General features: G+C 42.4%; 20 protein-coding genes and 4 tRNA genes. 3 read left to right on the top strand and 21 right to left on the bottom strand.

What is annotated here, in order from left to right:
* Positions 1-57: 57 nt before the first annotated feature.
* The 3 genes from HXT44_RS01035 to HXT44_RS01025 all read right to left on the bottom strand — a co-directional run bounded on the left by HXT44_RS01035 (position 58) and on the right by HXT44_RS01025 (position 4,359).
* Entirely contained in the window at positions 58-2,910 is a 2,853-nt protein-coding gene (locus HXT44_RS01035; protein ID WP_421782964.1) for a peptidase, read from the bottom strand.
* A 317-nt stretch (positions 2,911-3,227) separates the two neighbouring features.
* Positions 3,228-3,314, bottom strand: a tRNA-Ser gene (locus tag HXT44_RS01030).
* A 112-nt stretch (positions 3,315-3,426) separates the two neighbouring features.
* Complete coding sequence (locus HXT44_RS01025; protein ID WP_119504593.1) at positions 3,427-4,359, bottom strand: EamA family transporter; 933 nt, start codon at positions 4,357-4,359, stop codon at positions 3,427-3,429.
* A gap of 109 nt (positions 4,360-4,468) precedes the next feature.
* Here HXT44_RS01025 and dinB point away from each other — a divergent pair, with 109 nt between their 5' ends.
* Complete coding sequence (dinB, locus tag HXT44_RS01020) at positions 4,469-5,779, top strand: DNA polymerase IV (RefSeq protein ID WP_064621618.1); 1,311 nt, start codon at positions 4,469-4,471, stop codon at positions 5,777-5,779.
* A 34-nt stretch (positions 5,780-5,813) separates the two neighbouring features.
* Here dinB and fdxA read toward each other — a convergent pair whose 3' ends face one another.
* From fdxA to HXT44_RS00970, 10 genes are all read right to left on the bottom strand, one after another.
* Complete coding sequence (gene fdxA, locus HXT44_RS01015) at positions 5,814-6,146, bottom strand: ferredoxin (RefSeq protein ID WP_004109733.1); 333 nt, start codon at positions 6,144-6,146, stop codon at positions 5,814-5,816.
* 122 nt (positions 6,147-6,268) lie between these two features.
* Positions 6,269-7,900, bottom strand: coding sequence for an APC family permease (locus tag HXT44_RS01010; protein WP_119504594.1), 1,632 nt, complete (start codon positions 7,898-7,900; stop codon positions 6,269-6,271).
* A 290-nt stretch (positions 7,901-8,190) separates the two neighbouring features.
* Entirely contained in the window at positions 8,191-9,462 is a 1,272-nt protein-coding gene (locus HXT44_RS01005) for an FAD-binding protein (protein WP_004109738.1), read from the bottom strand.
* Positions 9,463-9,586: 124 nt separating this feature from the next.
* Positions 9,587-9,757, bottom strand: a complete 171-nt coding sequence (rpmG, locus tag HXT44_RS01000; RefSeq protein ID WP_004105548.1) for a 50S ribosomal protein L33 — start codon at positions 9,755-9,757, stop codon at positions 9,587-9,589.
* Positions 9,758-9,810: 53 nt separating this feature from the next.
* Positions 9,811-9,884 (bottom strand) — tRNA-Met (locus HXT44_RS00995).
* Positions 9,885-9,888: 4 nt separating this feature from the next.
* Positions 9,889-9,960 (bottom strand) — tRNA-Thr (locus HXT44_RS00990).
* 1 nt (position 9,961) lies between these two features.
* Positions 9,962-10,043, bottom strand: a tRNA-Tyr gene (locus HXT44_RS00985).
* A 110-nt stretch (positions 10,044-10,153) separates the two neighbouring features.
* Complete coding sequence (hisC, locus tag HXT44_RS00980; protein WP_076002616.1) at positions 10,154-11,251, bottom strand: histidinol-phosphate transaminase; 1,098 nt, start codon at positions 11,249-11,251, stop codon at positions 10,154-10,156.
* Positions 11,252-11,444: 193 nt separating this feature from the next.
* Complete coding sequence (groES, locus tag HXT44_RS00975; RefSeq protein WP_004114319.1) at positions 11,445-11,738, bottom strand: co-chaperone GroES; 294 nt, start codon at positions 11,736-11,738, stop codon at positions 11,445-11,447.
* A gap of 172 nt (positions 11,739-11,910) precedes the next feature.
* Entirely contained in the window at positions 11,911-12,993 is a 1,083-nt protein-coding gene (locus HXT44_RS00970) for a hypothetical protein (protein ID WP_102703340.1), read from the bottom strand.
* 309 nt (positions 12,994-13,302) lie between these two features.
* On the opposite strand from HXT44_RS00970, the gene HXT44_RS00965 reads away from it, so the two are divergent.
* Positions 13,303-13,479, top strand: a complete 177-nt coding sequence (locus tag HXT44_RS00965; protein ID WP_004574103.1) for an FmdB family zinc ribbon protein — start codon at positions 13,303-13,305, stop codon at positions 13,477-13,479.
* 112 nt (positions 13,480-13,591) lie between these two features.
* Positions 13,592-14,371 carry a hypothetical protein gene (locus tag HXT44_RS00960; protein ID WP_102703339.1) on the top strand — a complete coding sequence of 260 codons (780 nt, stop codon included), beginning with the start codon at positions 13,592-13,594 and terminating at the stop codon, positions 14,369-14,371.
* A gap of 131 nt (positions 14,372-14,502) precedes the next feature.
* Here the strand turns inward: HXT44_RS00960 and HXT44_RS00955 are convergent, their stop codons facing one another.
* The 8 genes from HXT44_RS00955 to pstB all read right to left on the bottom strand — a co-directional run bounded on the left by HXT44_RS00955 (position 14,503) and on the right by pstB (position 25,363).
* Complete coding sequence (locus HXT44_RS00955; RefSeq protein WP_004109746.1) at positions 14,503-14,706, bottom strand: hypothetical protein; 204 nt, start codon at positions 14,704-14,706, stop codon at positions 14,503-14,505.
* Positions 14,703-18,461 carry a helicase gene (locus HXT44_RS00950; protein ID WP_116440338.1) on the bottom strand — a complete coding sequence of 1,253 codons (3,759 nt, stop codon included), beginning with the start codon at positions 18,459-18,461 and terminating at the stop codon, positions 14,703-14,705. The genes HXT44_RS00955 and HXT44_RS00950 overlap by 4 nt, the downstream gene beginning before the upstream one ends.
* Before the next feature lie 17 nt (positions 18,462-18,478).
* Positions 18,479-19,828, bottom strand: coding sequence for an FHA domain-containing protein (locus tag HXT44_RS00945; RefSeq protein ID WP_248893108.1), 1,350 nt, complete (start codon positions 19,826-19,828; stop codon positions 18,479-18,481).
* A gap of 553 nt (positions 19,829-20,381) precedes the next feature.
* On the bottom strand, positions 20,382-20,957 hold the full coding sequence (locus tag HXT44_RS00940; RefSeq protein WP_421782960.1) for a peptidase: 576 nt from the start codon (positions 20,955-20,957) through the stop codon (positions 20,382-20,384).
* 588 nt (positions 20,958-21,545) lie between these two features.
* On the bottom strand, positions 21,546-21,926 hold the full coding sequence (gene rplL / locus HXT44_RS00935; protein WP_004105575.1) for a 50S ribosomal protein L7/L12: 381 nt from the start codon (positions 21,924-21,926) through the stop codon (positions 21,546-21,548).
* 97 nt (positions 21,927-22,023) lie between these two features.
* Positions 22,024-22,545, bottom strand: a complete 522-nt coding sequence (gene rplJ / locus HXT44_RS00930; RefSeq protein ID WP_004109752.1) for a 50S ribosomal protein L10 — start codon at positions 22,543-22,545, stop codon at positions 22,024-22,026.
* 390 nt (positions 22,546-22,935) lie between these two features.
* Positions 22,936-24,330, bottom strand: a complete 1,395-nt coding sequence (locus HXT44_RS00925) for an NCS2 family permease (RefSeq protein ID WP_012913808.1) — start codon at positions 24,328-24,330, stop codon at positions 22,936-22,938.
* Positions 24,331-24,583: 253 nt separating this feature from the next.
* On the bottom strand, positions 24,584-25,363 hold the full coding sequence (pstB, locus tag HXT44_RS00920) for a phosphate ABC transporter ATP-binding protein PstB (RefSeq protein WP_004109757.1): 780 nt from the start codon (positions 25,361-25,363) through the stop codon (positions 24,584-24,586).
* Positions 25,364-25,411: the final 48 nt, after the last annotated feature.

The raw sequence follows: 25,411 nt of genomic DNA, 5'->3' as shown, positions 1-25,411 counted from the left end.
TCTACTTCAAAAAATCTCAATAGACTAACGCGCCAAATATTCTACATTAAAAATGCGCTATTTCACTAACCGACGCCTCATTGGAGGAATCCCGCCATGTCGAGCTCCACCAGACATTCTCCCATGCTTAGGAACTATAGATGAAAAACGACCTAACGATAAACCTGAAGCAAAGGTTAACGTAATAACAGCCAGAAGTATCACAGTTACTGAAGAAGCACCAGTAACAGCAAGCGATGTTGGAATTGTATTACTTCGATTAACATAATTCTTATTAGCATTTTCGTTGCTATTTGTGCTGTCGTGTTGATTGGAAGCATTATCATTCACATCATTTTTCGAATCAGTTGAATCATCACTGCCAGCCGTTTCATCACTGCCAGTTTTACTATGATTTTCTTCTACATTTTCTTTGTTTTCTTTATTATTCTCCTCATTTTCATCATTCTTAGAACGATCCTCGCCGCCGGAAACTTGCACAGTCTCTCCTTCTACACCCAATGCGTGAGTTGCTAAAGGATTACCCCGAGCATCGTAAACTTCAGCTTTCCAATAAACAGTTCCTTCATGATCTAATGTAATATCTGCAGAACTTACAGAAATAGAAGACTTTTTACTTTCTTCAGCTTGTTTATTTGTAATATTTACGCGAGATTGAGGCATTTTTTTCTCAATTCCAGCAGATATTACAGTTTCCTTAGTCTCTTTAGTCTCTTTAGTTTCCTTAGCTTCCTTAATCTCCTTAGTTTCAGAATCACTGCCCTTCTTAGCGTCACCATTCTTAGCATCGCTACATTTAGCTCCACTAGAATCACTCTTATTCCCCTTACCATCTTCATACTCGTATGCACTAAACACTACGTAACTTCCTTTTGGCAACGTGCCAGTAATACGAGCATTATCGTGAAACTTTTCACCAGCCTTAACTTTTTCATCGCTTACTCTAGTTGTAACAGATACAGGGGTAGTTAAAACATCCGGTTCAACTAAGGCACGGCTCCACAATCCGTCATACGCGGATTTATGAGCTAAAGCGCGTGAAGAACCAGGAAAATCATAAACAAACACATACCATCCTGACTCACTATTTTTATTAGCGCGAATATGCACATTATTTTCCAAAACTTTCGGCTCAGTAGTAGACCTATCAGTTCCAGCAATAGGTCTAAGCGTAATATTTCCGTTGCCAATCTTGTACACGCCATTAACTGCAGGAACATCCCACTTAGCAATCAAACGATGATGACTATCTTCTTTTGGCTCTTGATAAGACGGCTCGCCTTTAGATCCCGGCATATAATTTTCGTTGTCTTTTTTAGTAGGATTTTCGCTACCTGCACCAGCCCACCAAACGCGAATATGCGCTTTTTTATCTTCATTAAAGCCGTAACTGTTATTTCCCTTAAAAGATCCGTAAGTTTCAGGAAGACCTCTTACAGTAATCTCATTAACAATTTCCGTATTAAGCCCAACAGTTTGCTGCTTAGCAACAATATCTGAGCTCACAGTTGCTTGATGAACAGCCGTAGTGTCTGTAGAACCAAATAGCTGCACAACATCATCTTTCAGAAACTCTCGGTCAGATTTATTCTGAGAATCGCGAGAAATAATCCAAACCCATGTGCCAAACAAACCTGCTTCTAAATCATTTACTTTATAAGCTTCTGCTTTATCAAGATCAGATGCTGTAATATCGCCATTAGCGCGTTTTGCTACTGCAGTTATAGTTTCGCCAGAATTAGAGAAATTAGCTTTAGCCGCAGCAACTTGGCGCAAATTAGGCATAGAACGCATGCGATTCAAGTACTCTTTAGCAGATTCACCACTATTTCGCTGTTGAATATGCAAAATATCTTCAGCTGAACCTACAAAATAGTAGCCTTGCGCGCGAAGACGAACATTTTCTGGCCAAGAATCATTTCCTGCAACACTGCTAGTTACAGTACTATCTACCTGCTCTCCTGCACGCAGCTCATGCTTTGATATTTTCGACTTAAGTAACGGCTGGAAAGTTTTTTCTACACCAAAAGAAAAATCTTGCGGATACCATGTATTTTCAAAAGATCTAATCACATCTTGACCATCTGGAGAGAATAAACGTTCAGCTTTTGGAGCGTTAAAAGAAACTTCAATTCGAGCGTTTCCAGCATCAAGTGCGTTCCAAGTAATATCTAAACCTTCTTTTTTAGATTTTCCTTCAAAAGACTCAGATCCGTTAGCAAATTTAATAAGATTATTTGAGGATTTTACTTTAATAGGTACTCCTCCTAAAGAATCTCCATTAGAATTTTGCAGACTAATATGCATTACGCCAATGCGCTTGCCCTTAGTGTAATCATTTTTTAGCACAGCCTTAACCGGAGTTTCTTTAACACCCTGCTGCCACAACTTATCTGCCTTATTCCTTAAAGTTTCTGTTTCAACGTCTACAAATCCGTTTTCAACAGCCTCCTTCCATCTATCTTGATTAATATCAAAATGATTATGAATCATAAACGCCAAAGCAGCCTGAGTTAAATCATCGTCATTGTTGTTGTGCGTTTTAATAATATTTGCAGCAATACGATAATCTTCACCATTCATCTGCTTAATATTGCCTTTGTAATCTATAAACACGGAAGATTCCATGCAAAAAATAGAATTCTTTCTACCCTCCCACTTATCCGTAACAGGACCGAGCCTTAGCCTTGCAATCTTTTCGCTTAGCCATTCAACAGTATTCGACTTTTTGTAATAATAACCCGTTAATTTATCGACAGATCCCATAGCAATTTGCGAACAAAGCACCGAAGGAACTAGTACTGCGGAAGTAAACAATGCCAACATTTTGCGAATATTTTTTTGTTTCATGAGGTTTCGCAATTTATTCGCACAACTAAAATTAGTATGCTTCCCCAAATATGTTTCCATAAAAATCTCCTTTAACCCAACCCTTAATGCAATAGCGAATTATGAGAATAATTTTCTATTTGCATTGAGCACTAGAGTAAGCGCTCATGGCATCAACTATGACTTTAGAAAAGATTTGCGTAAATATTTTTTTAGTATTGTGGTTAAAAGGTAGTATTTGGATAAAAGTTATGCACAAATCCACAATTTTGCTTAAATCTCTTGCCTAAATTTTTGTCGTTTACCCGCCGCTTACCCGCCGCTTACCCAATTTTTTCATGTGGAGATTTTTAAAAAACAAAAACTCCGGACTGCAAAAAGCAATCCGGAGTGATTCGCGGAGTCAGAGAGATTCGAACTCTCGAGCCGCTTACGCGACTAACACCTTAGCAGGGTGCCCCTATCGGCCACTCAGGCATGACTCCACTTGTTTACTGTACATAACAGCAACAGATTGACACTATAGCACCTCTTAAGGACTGTAAACAAGCTTGACGACACACTTTAAGATAACATTTAATATAACAATATCCAGTGCTACACAGGATTGTGATCTCCAGAAAACGTTACAACTACAGCAAACATAACAAGAATTATTCCTGCAATATCAGTCAATGTTGGAATTTCACCAAATCCCATTCCAATAATAACTGCGATTGCAGGATACAACGCTTGTATAACAGAGTATTTTGCAGAAGTAACACGTTTCAATAAAACCTGATCAAGCAAAGTTGGGAAGAAAGAAGCACATATTGCAATAACCAACATTAACGCAAGTAAAGCAAAAGAACCACCAGGGCGAGCAGCCCAAGTAGCTTCTGGTTTAGGCGAAATAACATGCTGCACTGCAGGAACAGCAAGAACAACAGACTGCAGCAGCCAACCAATAAGAGCTGCAACACTTACACGATCAATAGCGTGTGAACTTTTTGCCAACATGCGACCTGAAACAATATATAGGCCCCACATTGAACCGCCAACAAGAATGGCGAATAACCCAATTAGAAAATGCGGGCTTACTGAACTATGTATAGAAGCGCTAGCCAACAGCATAATGCCACAAACAGCAATCACAATTCCCACACGCTCTCGCCATTCATGACCTGCAATAACAGCCACAAGCAAAGGACCTATGAATTCTATAGTCACTGCAACACCAACAGCCATGCAACTAATAGCAACATAGAACATAGTGTTCATAGCAACTAACGACACGCCAACAGCTGCAACAATCCCCCATTCTCGTAGCGTTTTTGGCAAAAGACTACGTTTGCTGCGAGAAAATGGTCTTCTCCAAGCCAAAAGCAACAATGTCATAAATCCTACGCGATACCACACTGCATACAGAGGATCCAATTGGCTAAAAGCTACTTTTGCAACAGAAGTTGCTGTATACACCATTGAAGCCTCAATGACGATAATAAGCAGCACAGGCATGCGATGTAAAAGATTGACGACAAATTGCTTCATAGCAACAACCCTACATGAATATTGATCCGACATACGCTTTTTTACAAAAACATTAGTTTAATCCACAAATTTTTTCCATAAAATCGAACGTTTGTTCTATTATAAACTTATGAGTACAGCACCGAGAGTACAAGCAGCGAAACGTGATTGGGGACACGACACCTCAGGTTGTAACATACTTCACGTCGACATGGATGCATTTTATGCTTCTTTAGAAGTTGCAAGACACCCGGAGCTTAAAGGAAAGCCGCTTATTATCGGCACAGGCAATCGCGCTGTTGTTTCTGCAGCAAGCTACGAAGCGCGCGCTTACGGCGTTAATTCCGCTATGCCCGTTGTTAAAGCTAGAAATCTTTGTCCACAAGGAGTTTTCTTGCCAGTTGACATTCCTTACTATTCAAGCGTTTCCAAAAGTATTTTTGAAAATATTTTTTTGCATATTACTAATCAAGTTGAAAAAGTTTCTGTTGACGAATGCTATATGAATGTTAAATCGGCTTTATTACAGTGGAAATCGCCTGTAAATATTGGAACTTGGGTACGAAAAGAAGTATTTGAAAAGTATCATATTACATGCTCGGTTGGCATTGCCAGCAATAAACTTATTGCAAAGATGGCTTCAACTAATGCAAAACCTAATGGAATGCTTCTTATTCCGCAAAAATGTAATGAAGATTTTGTGTCAATAATGCCATTGCGCGCAATACCAGGAATTGGCTCATCTTTAATACATAAGCTTGAGGATTGGGGCTTATCTACTGTTGCGTCGCTTAAAAATGTTGACGAAGCAACGCTTACTCGCATAACGGGTTCGCAAATCTTAGCAAGAATGATATATCAATCAGTTAGGGGCATAGACGAGCGCACTGTGACTGCACATGCCCCTGAAAAATCCATTGGAACTGAGCGAACTCTTGATACAGATACCACGAACGAGAATGCTGTTAAACAATTACTACAGCAATGCTGCAGCGAAGTAACTCAACAGTTGCGAAACAGAAAACTTATGGCACGCACTATAACGTTAAAACTACGCTTTGGCGACTTGCATTATGTTACTAGATCTTCTACTTTGCAAAACGCAACTGATTCAACACACGAGTTTTACGAACATGTCGTTGTTTTGCTTTCTAAAGCTAATCCAACTGTGCATAATTACATTCTTGGAGGCAATAACACAAAGCTTTTAAGCCCAGTTCGTTTAGCTGGTGTTACAGCGAATAATCTTGTGCCAGCAAACAAAGTTTCACTTCAGCCTTCTCTAAACGATATTCTGGAGGAAAATACTCGCGAATCTAAAAATCCTACACAAAACATCATGTCCACAATGAATAAAAATACTAGATTGCGTCACGCAGAACACGCTTTAGATGCCGTTCGCAAAAAATACGGCAACAACGCTGCCCACATTGGATTGTAAACTCGCGCCACATTAAATAATACTTTGCAAATAATTAATTACTTGCTTTATCTGAACGCGGAGGCAAGGCTGCAACGCGAGCTTCATCCCATCCGGAAGCTCCAGCATCTGTAGCTCCTCCCAAATCTCCGAGCTTGTCGAAATAATCAACCGCAGCATCGCGATACCACTCCCAGTCTTCTGGCAAATCATCTTCATAAAAAATAGCTTCTACTGGGCAAGCCGGTTCACAAGCTCCACAATCCACACACTCGTTTGGGTTAATATAAAGCGTTCGATCGCCTTCATAAATGCAGTCTACAGGGCATTCATCTACACACGCTTTATCTTTTACATCAACGCAAGGCTCTGCGATTACATATGGCATAACGCCCTCCTTTCTGCTTTTATGCAACTTTTCTATTATAGAACATTTTTGAAAAGTCTATGACACAAAAAGTCGGCATGCGATATAACCGTATGCCGACTTCTTGCTAAATAAATAATTTATTAATTATAACTATCTTGCGAGGCTGCAGCAGTCGCCTCAGCTTGAGCTTCTGCACGAGCCTGCTCCTCTGTTTCTCCTTCAGCTACCTTCTCTGCAGCAGCAGCATCTTGAGCAAACAAAGTTTCAACCGGAACACCGAGCTGCTTAGCTTTACGCAACTGCCTGCCAAGCAAAGAATTGCGGTAAGAGTAGCCGAAGTACACCGCAAAGCCTATTGCCAGCCACACTGCAAAACGAATCCAAGTCAATACAGACAAGTTAAGCATGAGCCAGAATGTAGAAAGCGCTGCAAACAGCGGAAGCCATGGATTGCCAGGAACGCTAAATGAACGGTGCAAATCTGGTCTGCGCATACGCATAATCGGCACACCAGCAGAAACAAGCAGGAATGCAGAAAGCGTACCAATGTTCACCATGTCGGAAAGAATGCCAATATCGAGAGTGGAAGCAACGACTGCCACAACAATACCAGCAACAATCTGAAGTCTTGCAGGAATACCACGCTTGCTTACCTTAGAGAAGCTACGTGGAAGCAAGCCATCGCGGCTCACAGCGAAGATAATGCGCGTAAGACCGAGCAAAAGCACCATCACAACGGTTGTTAAACCAATAACAATACCGAGGGAAATAATCTTTGCAGCCCAAGTAGCACCCACAAGTTCGAAACTTGTAGAAAGCGAAGGAGCGGCTTGCTTTGCCAAATCCTTGTAGGAAACCATACCAGTTGTTACAACTGCGACGAGGATGTAAAGAACAGTAACAATAAACAATCCAAGACCAATACCTCGTGGAATGTTCTTGTGCGGATCCTTAGTTTCTTCTGCTGTTGTTGCAACAACATCAAAACCGATGAATGCGAAGAACACGAGAGCCGCGCCGGAAAGAATACCTGGAACGCCATAAACAGCTGGCTGCATGCCTGTTACCCACTGCCACAAAGGCTGTGCCATAACCCCAGAGACTTCTATTCCCTTTACACTTGCAGCGTCGGTTGCAGGTGGCACAAATGGCGTAAAGTTGGAAGCTTTGATGTAGAAGAAGCCCACAACAACCACGAATAGAACGATACCAATCTTCAAGATTGTTAAAGCGCCGTCGAAGCGTGCAGAAAGCTTAGTTCCAAGGACAAGCATAGTTGTAAAGAATGCAACGATTATAATCGGAGCAACATCAATAGTGAAACCACCTAAGTTAAAACTTGTGGTCATATTCAAACCGAAAAGCTTCATTAAATCATTAAGATAAACGCCCCAATACTTTGAAATTACTGAGCCAGCCATCAGCATTTCTAGGATCATATCCCAGCCAATAATCCAAGCAATAAGCTCACCAACTGTAGTATATGTAAACGTATAAGCAGATCCAGCAACTGGAATCATAGAAGCAAATTCTGCGTAACACATTGCAGCAGAACCGCATACAATGCCTGCAATAATAAAGCTAATAATTACAGCAGGACCAGCATGAAATGCTGCAGCCTGAGCACCAACAGAGAAAATACCGGCACCAACAGCGACAGCAACACCCATAACTGCCAAATCCCAAGCATTTAATGTACGTTTAAGATGGCGTTCACCATCCATAGTCTCAGCGATAGTCTGTTCAACAGACTTTTTTCTCCATATTTGCATAATAAACGCACTTTCGTTGAGGTATAGGTATAAAGGTATGCCGCAATCAGAAGCGCATCGACAAATTTGCGAAACAGTTGCGACTTCACCTATATAAAATTTCTACTTAATTTTCTTTATTTATTCCTGTAAATGTAATTAAATAAAAAATTTATATAGATAATGTAGGTAAATATTACACAAAACATTGCTTACATGGTAGTTTTACCGTGTGTTCCTTTATTATTTGTGAAAATTTAAATAATAAACTTATATATTACTGCATAAAACGCATCATATTCGTAAAATTTTCAGTTTATAGAAATATTTATTACAACAGGTTCAGGAATAAGCGTTACACCAAACTTACTTTGCACACCACGGATAATAGTTTTTGCCAAATTTGCAATATCGTCACAAGAAGCATTATTACGATTGGTAAGTGCCAAAGTATGCAATGAAGAAAGCCCCGCAGGCGAAGGTTTCCCATTTTCTATAAGCCTAAAACCCTTATGGAATCCAGCATGGTCAATAAGCCAAGCTGCAGAAGTTTTTATACCATGCGATCCATCTTGCATAATTGCATCAAATTTAGGAGCATCTTCTGGCAAAGTATCGGCTTCACTAGTACTAAGTATTGGATTCATAAAGAAACTACCGCAACTATGACGATCACTGTAAATATTATCGCTCTCTAAAAATTCGCCAGTAACATAGTCTTCACTTTGCAATCGCAAAGCAAATTCAACACCTTCAGCACACTTTGTACCACGCATCCACAGCTTATCGTAACGAGAAGCATCCTCAAGCATGCCTTTAGAGGCACGAACGCGCAAAACTTCACGACGTATTGCTGCTGTTTGCATGCGCTCACCCAATTCTACGTGCAAAGCATTAGCTAATTGCGAATGAGAGACAATGCCGGTTGAATTATGTTTCAAACAAAAAGTAACAGACAGCACAACGTAACGAGGAGTAGGAAAATACGAGTCCGCAGGAACTCCTACTGAAGAGTACATGCTTTTTTTAAGCAATGAAGTGCGATACCCAAAATTTAAAGCATCCTTCTGCAACTCCATAGTTGATTTTGTTTTGCGGTCCCAGACTTCTACGGAAGTAACACTTTGAGATACTTCTTGACCATAAGCGCCAATATTTTGCACAACAGAAGCCCCAACAGTGCCAGGTATGCCAGAAAGACCTTCTACACCCTCTAAGCCAAGAGAAATTGTATGGGAAACAAAATCATCCCAATTACAACCAGCTTCAGCATTGATATGCACTAAATGAGCACCACTTTGCAAATCAATGCCATCTTCTGAAGGTGCTGCTTCATCAAGCACATGAATATCACGTCTAGCATCTCGCACAACAACGCCATTGAAGTTCTCATCGCTAACAAGCATATTAGAGCCGCCACCGATAACGCATAAAGGCAGACCAAGCTCATCAGCATCTTCTACCGCTTCAATAACAGCAACGCGACTTTTTGGCTCTATAAAACGCGCAATTTTGCCACCTACGCCAACAGTTGTTATATCTGCAAAGGATGGATTATTTACTAAAGATGCTTGCATACTCATGGTTTAAATATTAACAGCAATAAATAACAAAAACCCCGCATTAAGCGGGGTAATAAGCATAAAATCTGCGCAACTAGCAATAAGCTTAAACAAGCCAAAATCGTGAGCGCAGTAAGCTGAAGATTCAGCGAGTCTCGCGATGAAGCGTATGCTTGCCACAGCGTGGGCAGAACTTGTTCAACTCAAGACGATCAGGCGTATTGCGACGATTCTTCGTCGTGATGTAATTACGCTCTTTGCACTCCGTGCATGCCATCGTAATGCCCGGACGGATGTCGGCGCTCTTGCTTGCCATTTCGTTCACCTCTACAATTCATTATTGGCCAGCCAGTCTCCTACTGGCCGTTGTAGCGAGGAAGAGACTCGAACTCTTGACCTTACGATTATGAGTCGTACGCTCTAGCCAGCTGAGCTACCCCGCCAGAGAGCCTCGAGTGAGAATCGGACTCACGACCTCTTCCTTACCAAGGAAGTGCTCTACCACTGAGCTATCGAGGCGTGGCGGGTAGTGGATTCGAACCACTGAAGCACGAAGCGGCTGATTTACAGTCAGCTCCCTTTGACCACTTGGGAAACCCGCCAGCAGTCTCCGTAAGAAGTGAACTTCAAACGGCAACTTTGTTATTTTGCCACGAAATCGCGACTAATGCAAGATTAAGACACGCCGAAAGCAAAACTTTTATGCAAAAAGCTAGTTATTTAGCGAAAAACCTTCTTTTTTTAAATTTTCGCAAACTGTCAAAACCCTGTCATTAGCCTCGCGCTCGCCGATACTAATGCGAATACCTTCACCAGCAAAAGCGCGAACAGACAATCCTGCAGCAATAAAATGTTCTGTTGCCCGCTCGGTATCTGCCCCAAATGGCATCCAGAAGAAGTTTGCATACGCATCTTCAATATTCCAACCTTGCTCGCGCAAAGCTTCAAGAATGCGCTCACGCTCAGCAACAAGAGATGCAACACGAGTACTCATCTCCTTGCTTGCGTCATCTTCCAAAGAAGCCAAAGCTGCGACCTGCGCTATTTGAGACACTCCAAATGGCACAGCAACTTTACGCATACCGTCTACGACTTCAGCCGGAGCAATACCATAACCAATGCGCAAACCTGCCAATCCATAAGCCTTGGAGAACGTTTGAGCAACAACTACATTTGGATACTCATGGTACAGTTTTATACCATTTGCAGTGCCTTTTGCTGTGTTAAACTGCACATAAGCTTCGTCAATAAGTACAAGAACGTCGCTTGGCACAGCATCTAATACCTTGCGAGCTTCCTCCTCGCTAAGTGAAGCAGAAGTTGGATTATTAGGATTATTCAAAATAACCAAACGCGTGCGATCGCTAATAGCTGCAATCATAGCGTCAACATCATGGGAACCATCAGCACGGTTAGGAATCTGAACGCTTGTAGCACCAGCTCCAGTCACAATAATCGGATAAGCTTCAAAGCTTCTCCAAGGGTATATGACCTCATCTCCCGGACCTGCAACCAAGTCAACAAGCTGCGTAATAACTTCCGTAGAGCCGCAACCAAGCACGACTTCGTCTGCAGTCACACCAAAACGCTTAGCAAGTTCTTCAACAACTTCTGTGCCACGCATATTAGGATAACGGTTTATTACATTAAGAGCGCGATTTGAGATCGCTTCTTTTACGCTTTGCAAAGGCTCATAAGGATTTTCGTTACTAGAAATCTTATACGCACGAATGCCGTCTAATTTAGGAGCTGGCTTACCCTGCTTGTAGCTAGGAATTGTATCTACAATATTGCGGTGTTTGTATGTCATACTTCTCCATCATACTCCACACATGCCTTAACTGTGCAATAGCAAAAATCCGACCAAAACCTTACAACCGCGTAAAGTTTCTGCCGCCTATCTAAATATTCCACAGACATTCTTACGTACCGCAATAAAAAACGCTGGGAACAACGTTTCCGTCATTTCCAGCGTAAGTTTTATTGTTTCAACCGGCTAAATACTAGCCAAGAATTGCAAGCACATCGCGAGAAGACACGATTAAGTAGTCCTCACCTTCATAATGCACTTCAGTTCCGCCGTACTTGGAATAAAGAACCTTGTCTCCAACCTTAACATCCATAGGAATGCGCTCGCCCTTATCGTCGCGACGACCAGGACCTACGGCAAGAACTTCACCCTGCTGTGGCTTCTCCTTGGCATTATCTGGAATATACAAGCCAGAAGCAGTCTGAGTTTCCGCTTGAGCTTGCTTAACAATAATCTTATCCTCCAACGGTGTGAGCTTAATCGACACTGTTGCCACCCCTTTCATAAGAGATACTATTTCGTACGCAAGAAACAATCCGACGAGGCTGACGATCACGTCCGCAACCGCACTTACGTTCTATGCCTCATAATACCGCGAATTTAGCACTCTAACAACTCGAGTGCTAATCTTTTAAGAAAATTTTTATAAAACTCTTAAATCATGCATTTCGACGAGCAAGAACATCATGCAAATTTGCCACGCCGAGTGAGTCTTCAGAACTCTCTGGAGCATCCACTTCGCTTACTTTTTCTTTTTCGTGGAACTGAGAAGAGTTTGTAGCAGCAAAATTAGCAGCGTCATCGGCATTATCAACATTAGCAACTGGTACAGCTTTAACTACTTGCTTAGTTGACTTAATTTCCAAACTTTCTGGAGTACGAGATGCTAAATTAGCATTACCTGAATCAGACTTAGTTTGTGAATCAAGCGAGAACGAAATTAAATCTTGATTAGACTGATAGTTTTGCTCCGAAGCCACAAAAGCGTTAGAAGAATCGTATGCGTCTTTCTTTTCCGTCTCAACGATATTAGACTCTTTAGATTCAGATTCTTCTTTATACAAACGCTCACGCAACGCTGCATTGCGCTCTTGCTCCGCACGATGTAACGCAACACGAATTTCGCTCTGCTCCATAACCGAAGTTTCAGTATTGTCACGAGACGCATCATTTCGAACAGGCACTACAGTCTGAGATACAGAATATTCAGCACTGTCGTTTTGAGAAATCGCATCACTACTGTTGATTTCTCCATTAAAATCAGAATCAGATGCAGAAGAATAATCTTTCAACTGGCGTATAACAGCACTATTGTGGCGTTCGCACAGCTCATCCTCAGCTTTGCATTTCGAAGCAGCGCGCATTGTTGCAATACGCGCCTCCCAAGCACGAGCATGCTTAGAAGCACGAGCTCCAAAATAAAGCACTACTGCCAATATAGCTCCAGGAATAAGAGCAAAAACTGGAGAAAATATACCAGAGCATCCTGCTAAGAATACGACAAAAGTCAAGGCAGCAAGCGCAACTACCAACACACAACGACGGCGTATTGCAGCACGCCTAGCAGCGCGAATGCGCGCAATATATTCAGGAGTTAATGTTCGTTTTTGTTGTGTCGGTTGCATACAAGCCCCTTTTGCCAACATACTAGTACCGTCGCAAATGCGCGCAGTACTCCACTCACCTACAAGATGAAGTGTTGGTGAAAACCTATCCTCGCGATGTTCAAGCATAGACTTCATGCCGTTAACCGTGCGTTTAGGCAACCACCCGAACCATAAGGCTACGAGGATGACTAATACGAGTACCGCACTCACCGATTCATAACCCATAAGTATTAATATAAAGAAGTCATAGGATGTGTAGCAACATAAACATTTCGGCGTGTCGCCAAAATGTGGGATTATTGCGCGCGACATCACACAATATGCTGTGCCGCAATCATTCACTAAGCAAATTTAACACCTATAATAACTGTCATAGTATGTACTAGGATATGTGAAGGAACAGTAAGCTGCTACTTATGTGCTCGTGTAACTTCGGAGGGACTTTTGCCTACTTATCATTATCGTTGCAAGCAATGCGGATACGATTTTTCAGAACATCAATCATTTTCAGATGACCCTATTACCATTTGCCCTCAGTGCGGAAAAGATGCAGTGCACAAAGTGTACTCTGCTCCTCCAATCAACTTTAAAGGCAAAGGCTTTTATCGAACCGATAAATGATTTTGTAAAATTATAAATATTAATTATTGTTTAAATATTGCGCGCTAATAGGTTTTATCCACAGCGCGCAATTTTTCTTGCTCTTGCATTTTTTATATTTCAAAATGCAGGTATGAGCATAAATTTTTCTTTATTTAAATCTCAAAATAACGCAAAAAATAGTGCGTTATTGCAGCGAAGGCAACGCGCTTTCGTGCGGAAAATCATTATTGTGCTATGTGCTGGAATGATGGCTTTACTCGTTGTGTCAACTATTATTGACTCACAAGAAACTCAAGTTATAGCAGTAGCTAAACACAATATTCAGCAAGGTTCACGCGTTAGCGTAAACGATATTGCATACGTTCGAGTGCCTAAACATAAAGTATTTAATCAAGCGCTATCTAATAATATAAGCGCGAATGCTTCTATTATTGCAACATGCGAAATACGTAAAGGCATGCCAATTTTGCAAACACTATTGAGTAAAATTCCGCGCATTCCAGAAGGATTCACTTCTATTACCATTCATTTAGCTAGTGCAGATCACACACTGCTTCCTGGCGAAAAAATTGATCTAGCTTTTAGCAAGCCGGTACAAGATGAAGAAATTTCTAACTCTAAAAATGCAGAAAGTCACAACAACGAAAAATCTAAAAGCAGCACTATAGAAAATAACGATAAAAACAAAAACCACGATATTGAAGAAAACAATATTGCAGAAATTGACGAACGCTATGTTAGCGTAGTTCATAATGTTACGGTAATGCAAATAACTCAAAGCACCCAAGTTTCACAAAATCAGCAAAATACTACCACTCTTGCTATGCCTGCTGCAGATGCGTTGCGATTATTACAAGCTCAGTCTGCAAACCCCTCTTTGGCAATTGTTGCCATGAAATTGTCACAATGAGATTGCCGTCATGGAATACGTACACGATTAGTAGAAATCAGCGGTAATTATTAGCAATTAGCGATAATGACCAGTCAGCAACAAGCAGCAACAAGAATAAATCATTCTGCTACTTCTCGCGTATTTCAAGCTCAACTAATACGCTCGGAAAACACCGCCCAGTGAGGCGGCAATTCGCTTAAAATACGATTATCGTCGTCTTGATTACGCTGTTGCAAAGTAAGCTCGTCAGAAGGCTCGAGTTTAACGCCATCTGCATCAAAAAGCTCCGAGCCTTCACGAACAACCCTAACTGACCTGCGGGGAGATCTTCTATTGGGATCGTATTTACTCATTCGTTGTCACCATACAATTCCCCGAGACGAGAAACAACACGGTCAACCTCTTTTTCAGGATTGACAAAAGCTCCAACGCTCCACACTGTCATAACTGACCAGCCCAAGGATTCCAAATCCTGAATAATCATGCGATGACGTTCACGAGTTGATTGCACGCTCATAAATTGCGCATCATCCGTAAGCACAGCAACAGCAAATGACTTGTCCGCAAGTCCAACTACTAGAGGAATTCTAACGCCATTATCGAAGCCATAGTTGACTGCAACTTTTAATCCACGCGAGCGAATACGCTCAGCTAAATCAGTAAATAGCACATTTCTTTGTGCAGCTTCTGCAGCAATTTGCGCTTCAACATCGTTGGCATCTTCTGGACGAAGCGGCTTATCACTTAACTTCTCAGCCCATTGCAAAAGGTTCTTCAAAAGCTTTGGACCATCTTGGTGCAAACGCTCATCTTCCATATCTTTAGATGTAAACGCACTAACAATATCTAGATGACGACGAGCTAGAGCCAAAGCATCAAGAAGCATACTGCTTCCACCTTCTTCTTCAAGCAATCCAAACTGCTGAAGAAGTCTGCCATGAGATGTTTTTGCATAGCAAAGCGACATAATTACATCTGTTGCTATTGCTCCAGAAGCTTCATTAACGCCCAAAAGTCTCACATGTCGCAAGAATCTAGCCATGTTTTCGTCTTTAATAGACAAAGACTTCAATTCTGCTCCTAAACGACTGCGGAACACGTTTGTCAACGTAACTACGACAAGCACATAGCTTGAAGGAACAACCGTAAACGTATTCGCACGCTGACGAATAAGCTCAACTACTTCATCAATTTCACGCTGGCTGCTTTCAATAAGCCCAGAAGACATTACTGGAACTCCAGTTGCTTCAATTTGATGCAAACGAACTTTACCTTGCAAACGTTCAACAGGAACGTCATGACGCAACTTTCCGTAACCATGTTCTTCCAAGAATCGCGCTAAACGAAGCGAGCGCCTTGTTGCTCTAGAAACTACTGTTACAGATGGTAGTAATGAAATAAGCGAACGCAAACTTTCAGAACTTACTGTTTGCTTATGCGCTAAAACTACTACTTGACGAGCACGAGACAAAATAGATAGCAACTCAATATTTGATATATGAGATGCTGAATCAATTATTACAGTATCTGCAATAGGTCTCAACGGAGTCATCATAGTAAGAGTAGATGGCATAGCTACAAGTATTGGTTTCGCAGCCAACACAAGTTCCGCATAATTGCGCAATAATTTATTAAAAGTAATTCCAGAACGGTTTCCTGCAAGCATAGTATGTAACTGATTAGCTTCTTGCGTGTGCGAGAACAATAAATCGCACAAATGCCTCATAGCTTCTTGCTGAACCATTGGACCGATTGAACGCACATGTTCTGTATCAACTTGCACGAATCGATCAGAGACATCTTGCATTGCGGAGCCATCTTGGTGAGAAATAATTGCAGAAGAATTAACGATATCTTCAAAAACAGTAGTCCACCAAGCCAATTGCAACTCACCGTCAATTGCATTACCTGTAACGTTGCGACGACGCAAATCGCTAACTAAATCAGATAAGCCCGCTTTGCTGAACTCACGCTCCAAATTGCAACGACCAGGGAGAGTATCTAGAGATGCTCTGTCGTCATGCAAATCTTGCAAACGAGCTTCAAGCTGCGCAAATTCAATATTTTCAAGATCTGCGCCCTTAAGAGTTGTTGCTAACACTGCATCAAGAGCAACTAAATGCCTTGCTAATAATTCTTGAGTATTTACAATATCATCCAATTTTGGCGGCAAAACAGGCCATCCGCCGTGAGGCACGAAAGTACGCCACTGAGCTGCTTGCTGCGCAACAATCTTTAATGCCTCATGCAAATCATCGACTTTAGCTCCAACTCTTAGCAAGCTGCGCGCTTCTCGAACATGATGTCTACGTTCCCAGAAGCCCATAATTGTGCCTTCGGCTTTACGCTGAACTTTCGGCTTACTCGCTTCAATCATTGCATCTAAATCGCGCTCAAAAATTTCAGGCTGGAATACGTCAAGTACACGTCGCAAATTTTTGAGAACTGTAACTTGACGACTCCACTCACGAGCTGTTGTTGGCACAGGGAAACCACAGCTTTGCACAGTGCTTTTAACTTGTTCTCGAGTTGCTGGAAGAAGCTTAAGAAGCACGTCTACAACACGCTGATATACAGATATAGCTTCATTTTCGTCAAATATCGACGCGCCAAACCAAGGAGTATCTTCAGGATTTATCCTAAACTCTCCAAGCTCATCGGCTTGGTGGAATTTTTTCGACCACTCTTCAATATGACCGGTCATGGCGTGCGCTGCAGAAACATCTAAACGCACATGCGTAGACGGATGGGTTGGAAACATTGCAATTGCTGCAAGATTCTGGATTGTTTGATATGCAGATACTCCCCAAGTTTCGTTGATACCATGAAGATCGCCTAAATAACGAGTAAGGCGAGAACGCACTCCAACCAACTCATCTGCAACCTGCTCAAATCGTGAAGTCGCAATACTATGTCTAGCACCAACTGCTGCAATCAACTGCGCATCGACATGCTTAGCAATATGACCATCCGCAACGTCTAATGCTAATGAGGAAATTTCATGCGTATTCAACGTGTAACGGAAACGCCTCTGCTGCTCAACAACATTAGGCACATACAACACAGAATGTCCTGCAATCACAGAACGAGAAGCAATCGCAGCAGCAATCGCAGCTGAATCTGAGCCCGAATCAATATCCACGAACAGAGAATTTCCAGAAGCAACAAGCTCCGCTGCATAACGCACAACGTTATCTACTTCACCAACTTCGCATTCGCTATGAGGATCTGCGTCGAAAGGACTATATTCTAGCTTATTTGCAGACTGAAGCTTATGAATAGCTCGATCATCGCCAGCCATAGCGTCAATCATCGCATTTCCAACATTGCCAGATTGCAAAGCGTTAATAATTTGTTCACTTTCTGCTACAAAACGCGAACCAGCATCTGTAAAGCAGCCAAGTATAATATCGCGCTCAATATCAAAATCTGTAAAAGCTGAGCGAGCTTGCTTACAAATAGCATCAAACACTACAGAAGTTTCTGGCGTTCCACTTTCATATTGAGATCCGTCGAATAAAACATCTTCCCTAAGTTGAACACCACGCTCACTTAAACGCGACACAAGCGAATTGTTCAGCCCAACACTTCCAGAGAAATAAATAGTGGCGGAGGTCTCATCTTGATTAGTGTCACGAACAACTTTCACAGGATACGTAAGAACAGGCACATGGTTGCCATTCCACGATGCAACACCAACTATTAAAGAAAGTTCGGAAACGCCACTTTCGTGTGCTTTTGCGTCTCTATCTTCAAAAACTCGATCTAGCCTTCGCCCAGCAGCCCGCAACATTCCAGCGTCTCGGAATAAAGATTTTAATGTTACTTTTCCGCTTGCAAAAAGTTGCGCAATTCCGGAAGGATGAGCATGCGTCAACTCTAATTGTGCAGCAAGTTGCGTTATATCTTCTAGTGGAGAAGGAGATAGCTGAGCCTGATATTGCTGCTTCCACCCAACTATATGTTGTAAAGCGTTAGTACGAGCGCTGTTGGTATTGTTAGAGCCAGATTTTTCTAAAGAATCATCTTCTGACGTAGTATTTTCAACTACTGTATCAGTAAAAACTTGCTCTGACGAATCCTGCTCCACGTTGTTTGTATCACTCATATTCCCACCCTACTTGCTTACTGTTCAATAGCTTTGCGATATGCACTATAACCGCTGTTTCTAGCTAGTGCAGCATCTACTTCAGAATTACCTTGAGCTGCGAGCCACGCGTATAAGTCATCATATAACCCAGTGTTTGCAGCCAAAAACGGAAGCAACTGCGAATATTGCGCCATCTCAAATTGCTTTGAAAAATCACTACTTTCTTCAGCTTCTTTTGACGTAAATCCGCCGGCTTCCACTACATTTTCTTGAGAGTCAAATTCGCCTTTTGATACTTTTTCAAATACGGAGCCTGGCTCAAATGCAGGTGTGTACTCCGCATCAGAATTGTTAATATCGAGATTATTAGAGTCGAGATTTGTAGTACCGAGATTCGTAGAGCCAAAACTGTTAATATCGAGATTATTAGAACCTGTATTTGCACCATTAAAAGCTGAAGTATTGGCAATATTTTCAGCAAAAGTTTCAGTTGAATTTAATGGAGATATTAGAAATTCTTGAGAACTTTCGTTTTGCAATACATTTGTTTCCGGATTAACTGGCGTAACCGGAGAAGCTTGAGCAACCGGAGAAACCTGAGCAACTGAATCAGCTTGATCAACTGCAGAAACCGAAGAAATCACAGAATCTTGTTGCGAAGGTTCTTCTTTAGTTGAACTTTCTTGCTGAATCGCTTGCGCATCTGCAAATAAATTACGCGGCTCTACAGGAGCCTCCTGCTGTTCTCGCATAACAGGCAAAGTTACATCATGATTGATTGGAGCAACATCTGTTTGCGAATCATCATTGAGCTGAGTATGATTCTGCATGCCTTGTTTCCAAGACAATCCAGGATGCGAAACTGATTGAGCATGGAAAACACCTGTTGGCTCACCAGCGCGCAAATCAAGAATTTGATCTACTGATAAATCTGAAGCTGCAGGCTCATCATGCGATTCATCTGTAGCATAAGAGAACAGATTACGCACTGCGTTATCTTTTTCAACTTCAGCAGATTCTTCTTCTACACGCACAAAATCAACAGGAACATCACCGAATTGCATGCGCATTAAGTTATCTGGAAGCTGAAAATCAACATCAGGCTCTAGACGCAGCAAATCACCATTTGCGCTGACTAAATATGTACCGTTAGTTGAATGCAAATCTCGTATTGTTGCCACGCCTCGCATGTCTACAATTAGCAGCGCATGCCTCTTTGACATAGAACGTTTATTATCCACTATGTCGACGCGCGCGAAACCATCTTCACGCAACGGGCGTATAGGCTTTCGACCAATCTCTACAGACTGACCTGCACCCACACGTGCCTGCTCGACACCACCAACTGTAATCATCCAGCGCTGCACGGTTTGTCGCTCACTCACGTGATCTGCTCCCTTCAAAAAACACACTACTTACTATTGTGTCATGCTTTGTGTATATTGCGCTAGTATTTGTTGATTTTAAGCATAAAAATATCACATATTCATATTTGAAGATTTTACAAGAAAATTTATAAGGAATTTTACTAGAACTTTTGCAAAGAATTTTATTTGCAATAATTTTTAAAATCTTTATGCAAATGGAAATAACAAAAGGCTCGGAAGAAACTTCCGAGCCTCGAAACTTGCGATATTACCAACCGTCCCTAGCGGAAAGCAACAACGCAAAGTGCTCAGCATTAATCGGTTAACGAAGCCTGAATCAATAGTAAAAAAGGAAATTTGGCAAACCATATCAACAAGCAAACGCAAACCAATTAATTGCTGTATAAAACTAAAAGATCTACACAGCGTGCAGAGCACAAAATTTTTTACAAAAGCACTTAGTCTAGCGCACCTTTCAGCACACTAGACTAAGTAATTCACAGAAAAACCGACTCAACGATCAACCAATAAGCTAAAGCCCAAATGATTCATCACTGAATCAGATTTCAGCTTAGTGACGGATCTTGCGAAGAGCAGCACCCATACCAGCAAGCACAGAAGCAGCAACAGCAGCCAAAGCTACAGCAGCACCGGTCTTAGCCAATGGAGCAGCCTTCTTATCAGACTTCTTGTCAGACTTCTTGTCGTTAGCCTTGTCATCAACCTTCTGACCATGACGCTTGAGGTAGTCAGCGACAGCCTTGCACTCGAGAGAATCTTCACCGTAAAGCTTCACACACTTCTTGTAATCCGTGTCCATATTGCCAAATGGAGTATGCTCAGACTTATCTTTCTCGTCAGCCGCAATCTTAGCAGCCTTCTCAGCATTCAAACGATCAGCAAGAGCTTGAGAGTCCTCAGTCTCATAGAGCCAATTATCATCCTTCTTACTCTGATCATCCTTCTTACCCTGATCAGCCTTCTTACCCTGATCAGCCTTCTTACCCTGATCAGCCTTCTTACCCTGATCAGTCTTTGGAGTAGTCTGATCACCGGTACCCTCAGCGAAAGCTGGAGCCGCGAAAGCGAGACCGGAAAGCAAAGTTGCGCCAGCAGCGAATGCGGCGATAGCCTTCTTATTCAACATAATATTTTCCTTTCTTCTTCTCCTTCATGCTAGGTACACGAAGAAAAATTTGCTGTGTAACCCCAACCGGAGCCACACACGCCTGTCAAACTAGGATTGACCGACGTTTGCTATTAACATACCCCCCCCCCGTTCGAAAAAGTCAAGAGCAGACACACAACTCATTAATAAAAAACATTCATATTTTTATGAAAATATTTCAGTCAAACTATTTTTAAAAGTAAAAAATACAGTATTACGCATTATTTTTCGTAAAAATGTCAATTTCAAGGTTTTTAAAGATTTTTCCCAGAAAACTCTCAGGAAACTCTTGAATACTCCCCCAACCAGCCGCAAAACCGTTGCAATATAGCCACTCTTGTGCGACACGCCAACAACCTGCTTCTCGCGTGTCGCACGCGGCAAAAACTTTACAGCGGTGTAAATAAAAGGTCGTTTGCGTGCGAAATAGCGGCAAAAACTTTACGCGCGAGTAAAGAAAAGGTTGGGACGCAACAAAAAAGGCGGCAGGAATAATCCTACCGCCTAATTTTTACTATGCACACACGCATAAAACTGCGTTACGCGCAAAGCAACAAAAAGTTAGAACTACTTAAGTTCAACGGAAGCGCCAGCCTCTTCGAGGGCAGCCTTAGCCTTCTCAGCGTCTTCCTTCTTAGCCTTCTCGAGAACAGCCTTTGGAGCGCCATCCACAAGAGCCTTAGCTTCAGCCAAGCCGAGGCTGGTCAAAGCACGCACAGCCTTGATGACTGCAATCTTCTTATCGCCAGCAGCGGTGAGAACGACGTCAAACTCGTCCTTCTCTTCCTCAGCAGCACCAGCAGCAGCTGGAGCAGCGGCAACAGCGGCTACAGGAGCAGCAGCTTCGACATCAAACTTATCTTCGAATGCCTTGACGAACTCAGAGAGCTCAACAAGGGTCATTTCACCGAAAGCTTCAAGAAGCTCTTCGTTAGTGAGCTTAGCCATAATTGGCTTCCTTTCTTACTTGGCCGGGCATACCTTATGCCTTACGACCATAACATTTTTATATTTGGTTGGTCTCATGCAGCAAGCTGCAAGGGAATCAAGCGGCCTTTTCCTGCTTCTCGCGCAAAGCGTCGATTGTACGAACTGCCTTGGTTGGCAATGCGTTGAACAGGTAAGCGGCCTTGGACATGGTGCCCTTGAGCGCGCCGGCCATTTCGGAAAGCAACTGTGGGCGCGACTTCAAGTCGGCGAGCTGCTTTGCACCTTCGGCATCGTAAACGGTTCCATCTGCGAAACCGCCCTTAATGACGAGGGCTTTATTCTCTTTGGCAAAATCACGCAAGGTCTTAGCAGCCTCAATGAAATCACCCTTAACGAAGGTGACTGCAGTTGGACCGGCGAGAAGCTCGTCGAGACCTTCAATGCCCGCTTCCTTAGCAGCAATACGAGCAAGCGTGTTCTTAGCCACAGAGTAGGAAGTATCGCGGCCTAGCTTTTCGCGCAGAGTAGAAATCTGCGGAACGGTAAGCCCGCGGTACTCGGTGAGGTAGATAGCGTCTGCATTACGGAAAAGTTTCGTAAGCTCGGCAACTACCGCTTCCTTTTCGGGCCTCTTCATGGCGTTCCTTCCTAAATTGGCCGTAGGTGAAAGAAATGCATCAAGCGTAATAAACAGGGCAATAAAAAAAGCCCTGCGCACTGGCAGAGCAACATAAGAAACACTAAAATGTGCTTAAATTTTCGACTCATAACGAAATTCGCTATAAATCATCGCTCAACCTGTGCTGGCCTGACACATCAATTTCAGGAATTTTTAATTCCGCCAACGGTCTGTGGTTTACGTTGGGTAAGTCTAATACGCCGTTAGGACAATGTCAAGAGAAATACTATAGAAATAAAAAAGAGGGCATGTAATTTACATACCCTCGAATTTTTTAATTTTTACTTTTATATTTTATGTTTCACAAGTTCACTACTTGCAAAATGCGCCTTACATTAAATGCACATTTTACAGCACTGCATTAGCAACGAAATCAAGCAAGAACAGCAAGGAAACAATCCAAAGCATTGGATGAACTTCCTTAGCACGCTTCTTGCAAGTCATAACTAAGCAGTACATGATGAAGCCTGCAGCGATGCCGTAAGAAATGGAGTAAGAGAACGCCATAAATACGGCAGCAAAGAATGCAGGAATTGCTTCGGAAATATCGTCCCAAGCAATTTCCTTCAAGGAGCTTGCCATCATGCAACCAACAACAACAAGCACGCCTGCAGTTGCTGCAGCAGGAACTGCAGAAGCAAAAGGCGCAAGAACAATAGAAAGCGCGAAGCAAATAGATACAACTACGGAAGTCAAACCAGTGCGACCACCGGCACCAATACCAGCAGCAGATTCTACATAAGTAGTGGTGTTAGAAGTACCGCAAATTGCGCCAACAGAAGTAGCAATAGAATCAGCAAACAATGCGCGATCCATCTTGGAGCTAAATCCGGAGCCGTTTTCAAGAGCCTTTTCGTCAGCCTCAGAGAAGATACCTGTACGACGGCCAGTACCAATAAAGGTGCCGAGAGTGTCAAAAGTATCCGACATTGAGAATGCGAAAATAGTTACCAACACAAGCGGCAAACGAGCAGGATCAGCAAACAAAGATGCAAAACCCTTATCGCTAAAAATAGCACCGAAAGTAGTTGGAAGCTGAGCAAAAGCATCAGTAACAGACACTGCATTGTTCAAAGAAGTCAATCCCAAAGGAATACCAATTAAAGAAGTTGCAATAATTGTAATAAGCAAGCTTGCGCGAACTTTAAGAACTGTAAGAACAATAGCAAAAAGAAGTCCAATAAGGAATAACCAAAGCACAGGGTTATTCATAACAGCAAGACCTGGAATAGCAGCAGTTGGTTTACTCTTTGCAGCGGCGGCAGGATCCTTGGAAGTAAAAGTAATCAAGCCAACACTCATCATGCCCACATAGGCCACAAATAAACCAATGCCACCGCCGATTGCTTGTTGAAGCGAAGTCGGGATGGCACGAATAATCATTTTACGAATTTTAGTAACGGTAATAATAATGTTAATTAAACCGCACAAGAACACCATGCACATGGCCTCTTGCCAAGTAAAATGCAGGCCGAAGCAAACTGTGTAAGTAAAGAATGCGTTAAGACCCATGCCAGCAGCCTGTGCGTAAGGTACGTTAGCAAACAAGCCCATAACAAGGGTACCAATGATTGCTGCGATGATTGTAGCGAGGAAAACGCCACCTTTAGGCATGCCAGTTTGGCTTAAAATCATTGGATTTACGACGATAATATACGACATTGCGAAGAATGTAGTGAGACCTGCAGTGATCTCCGTTGATACATTCGTGCCGTTTTCTTTGAGATGGAAGAACTTTTCCATATACTCTCTGTTCCTTGGTTTACAAGCGCAAAAGACCAGAAAAGCGCGGCGAAAGCACTTGAGCAATCGCGTACGCAATTACATTTGGGCATTCACGCAGAGGTTACTGCGACTCGTCGAATGAACGAAAGCATCACAAAATCTCACATAAAATTATGAAAATTGCGAAACCTTTGAACAACCGAACAGCTCTGACCTTACGCGCACGTGCTGACCAAGGAAATACACCGAAATCAAAGAAGTATATAACAACTCAGCCAAAACGACCGGAAATATAACGCTCAGCTTCAGCGTTGCGCGGATTGTTGAACATAGTAGTTGTGTCTGCAAAGTATTCCAAATGCCCCGGCTGACCTACAGCTTTCAAATTAAAGAATGCCGTGTAATCCGCAACACGCGCAGCCTGCTGCATGTTGTGAGTCACAATCACAATCGTGTAGTCACGCTTAAGCTCATTAATCAAATCTTCTACAGCCAATGTAGAAATAGGGTCAAGAGCTGAGCAAGGCTCATCCATAAGTAAAACTTGCGGATGCACAGCCACAGCCCTAGCAATGCAAAGTCGCTGCTGCTGACCGCCAGAAAGACCAATACCCGGCTTATCTAAGCGATCCTTAACTTCATTCCACAAGTTCGCGCCTCGTAAAGCCCACTCAACTAAATCGTCAGCATCACTCTTAGCAATTTTGCGATTATTCAAACGAACTCCAGCGAGCACGTTTTCTCGAATAGACATTGTTGGGAAAGGATTTGGACGCTGGAAAACCATGCCAACATCGCGGCGGACAGCCACAGGATCCACGTCTTTACCGTATAAATCGCGGCCTTCAAGAAGCACTTGACCTTCTACTCGCGCGCCAGGAGTGATTTCGTGCATGCGGTCTAAAGTGCGCAAAACTGTTGATTTTCCGCATCCGGAAGGTCCGATAAAAGCCGTCACTTTATTTGGCTCAATATTAATATTTACATCTTCTACAGCAAGAAAATCACCATAGTAAATATTTAAGTGCTTCACATCAATTCGCTGACCCATTTTATGCTCACTTTCTAAAAATTTAATTCGCTTTGCTTTGTTTTATTT

The sequence above is a fragment of the Gardnerella sp. DNF01198P genome, from assembly GCF_049244165.1.
GTDB lineage: Bacteria > Actinomycetota > Actinomycetes > Actinomycetales > Bifidobacteriaceae > Bifidobacterium > Bifidobacterium swidsinskii.
Note: the sequence above shows the minus strand (reverse complement) of the source record. Positions and strands in the feature narration are given on the sequence as shown.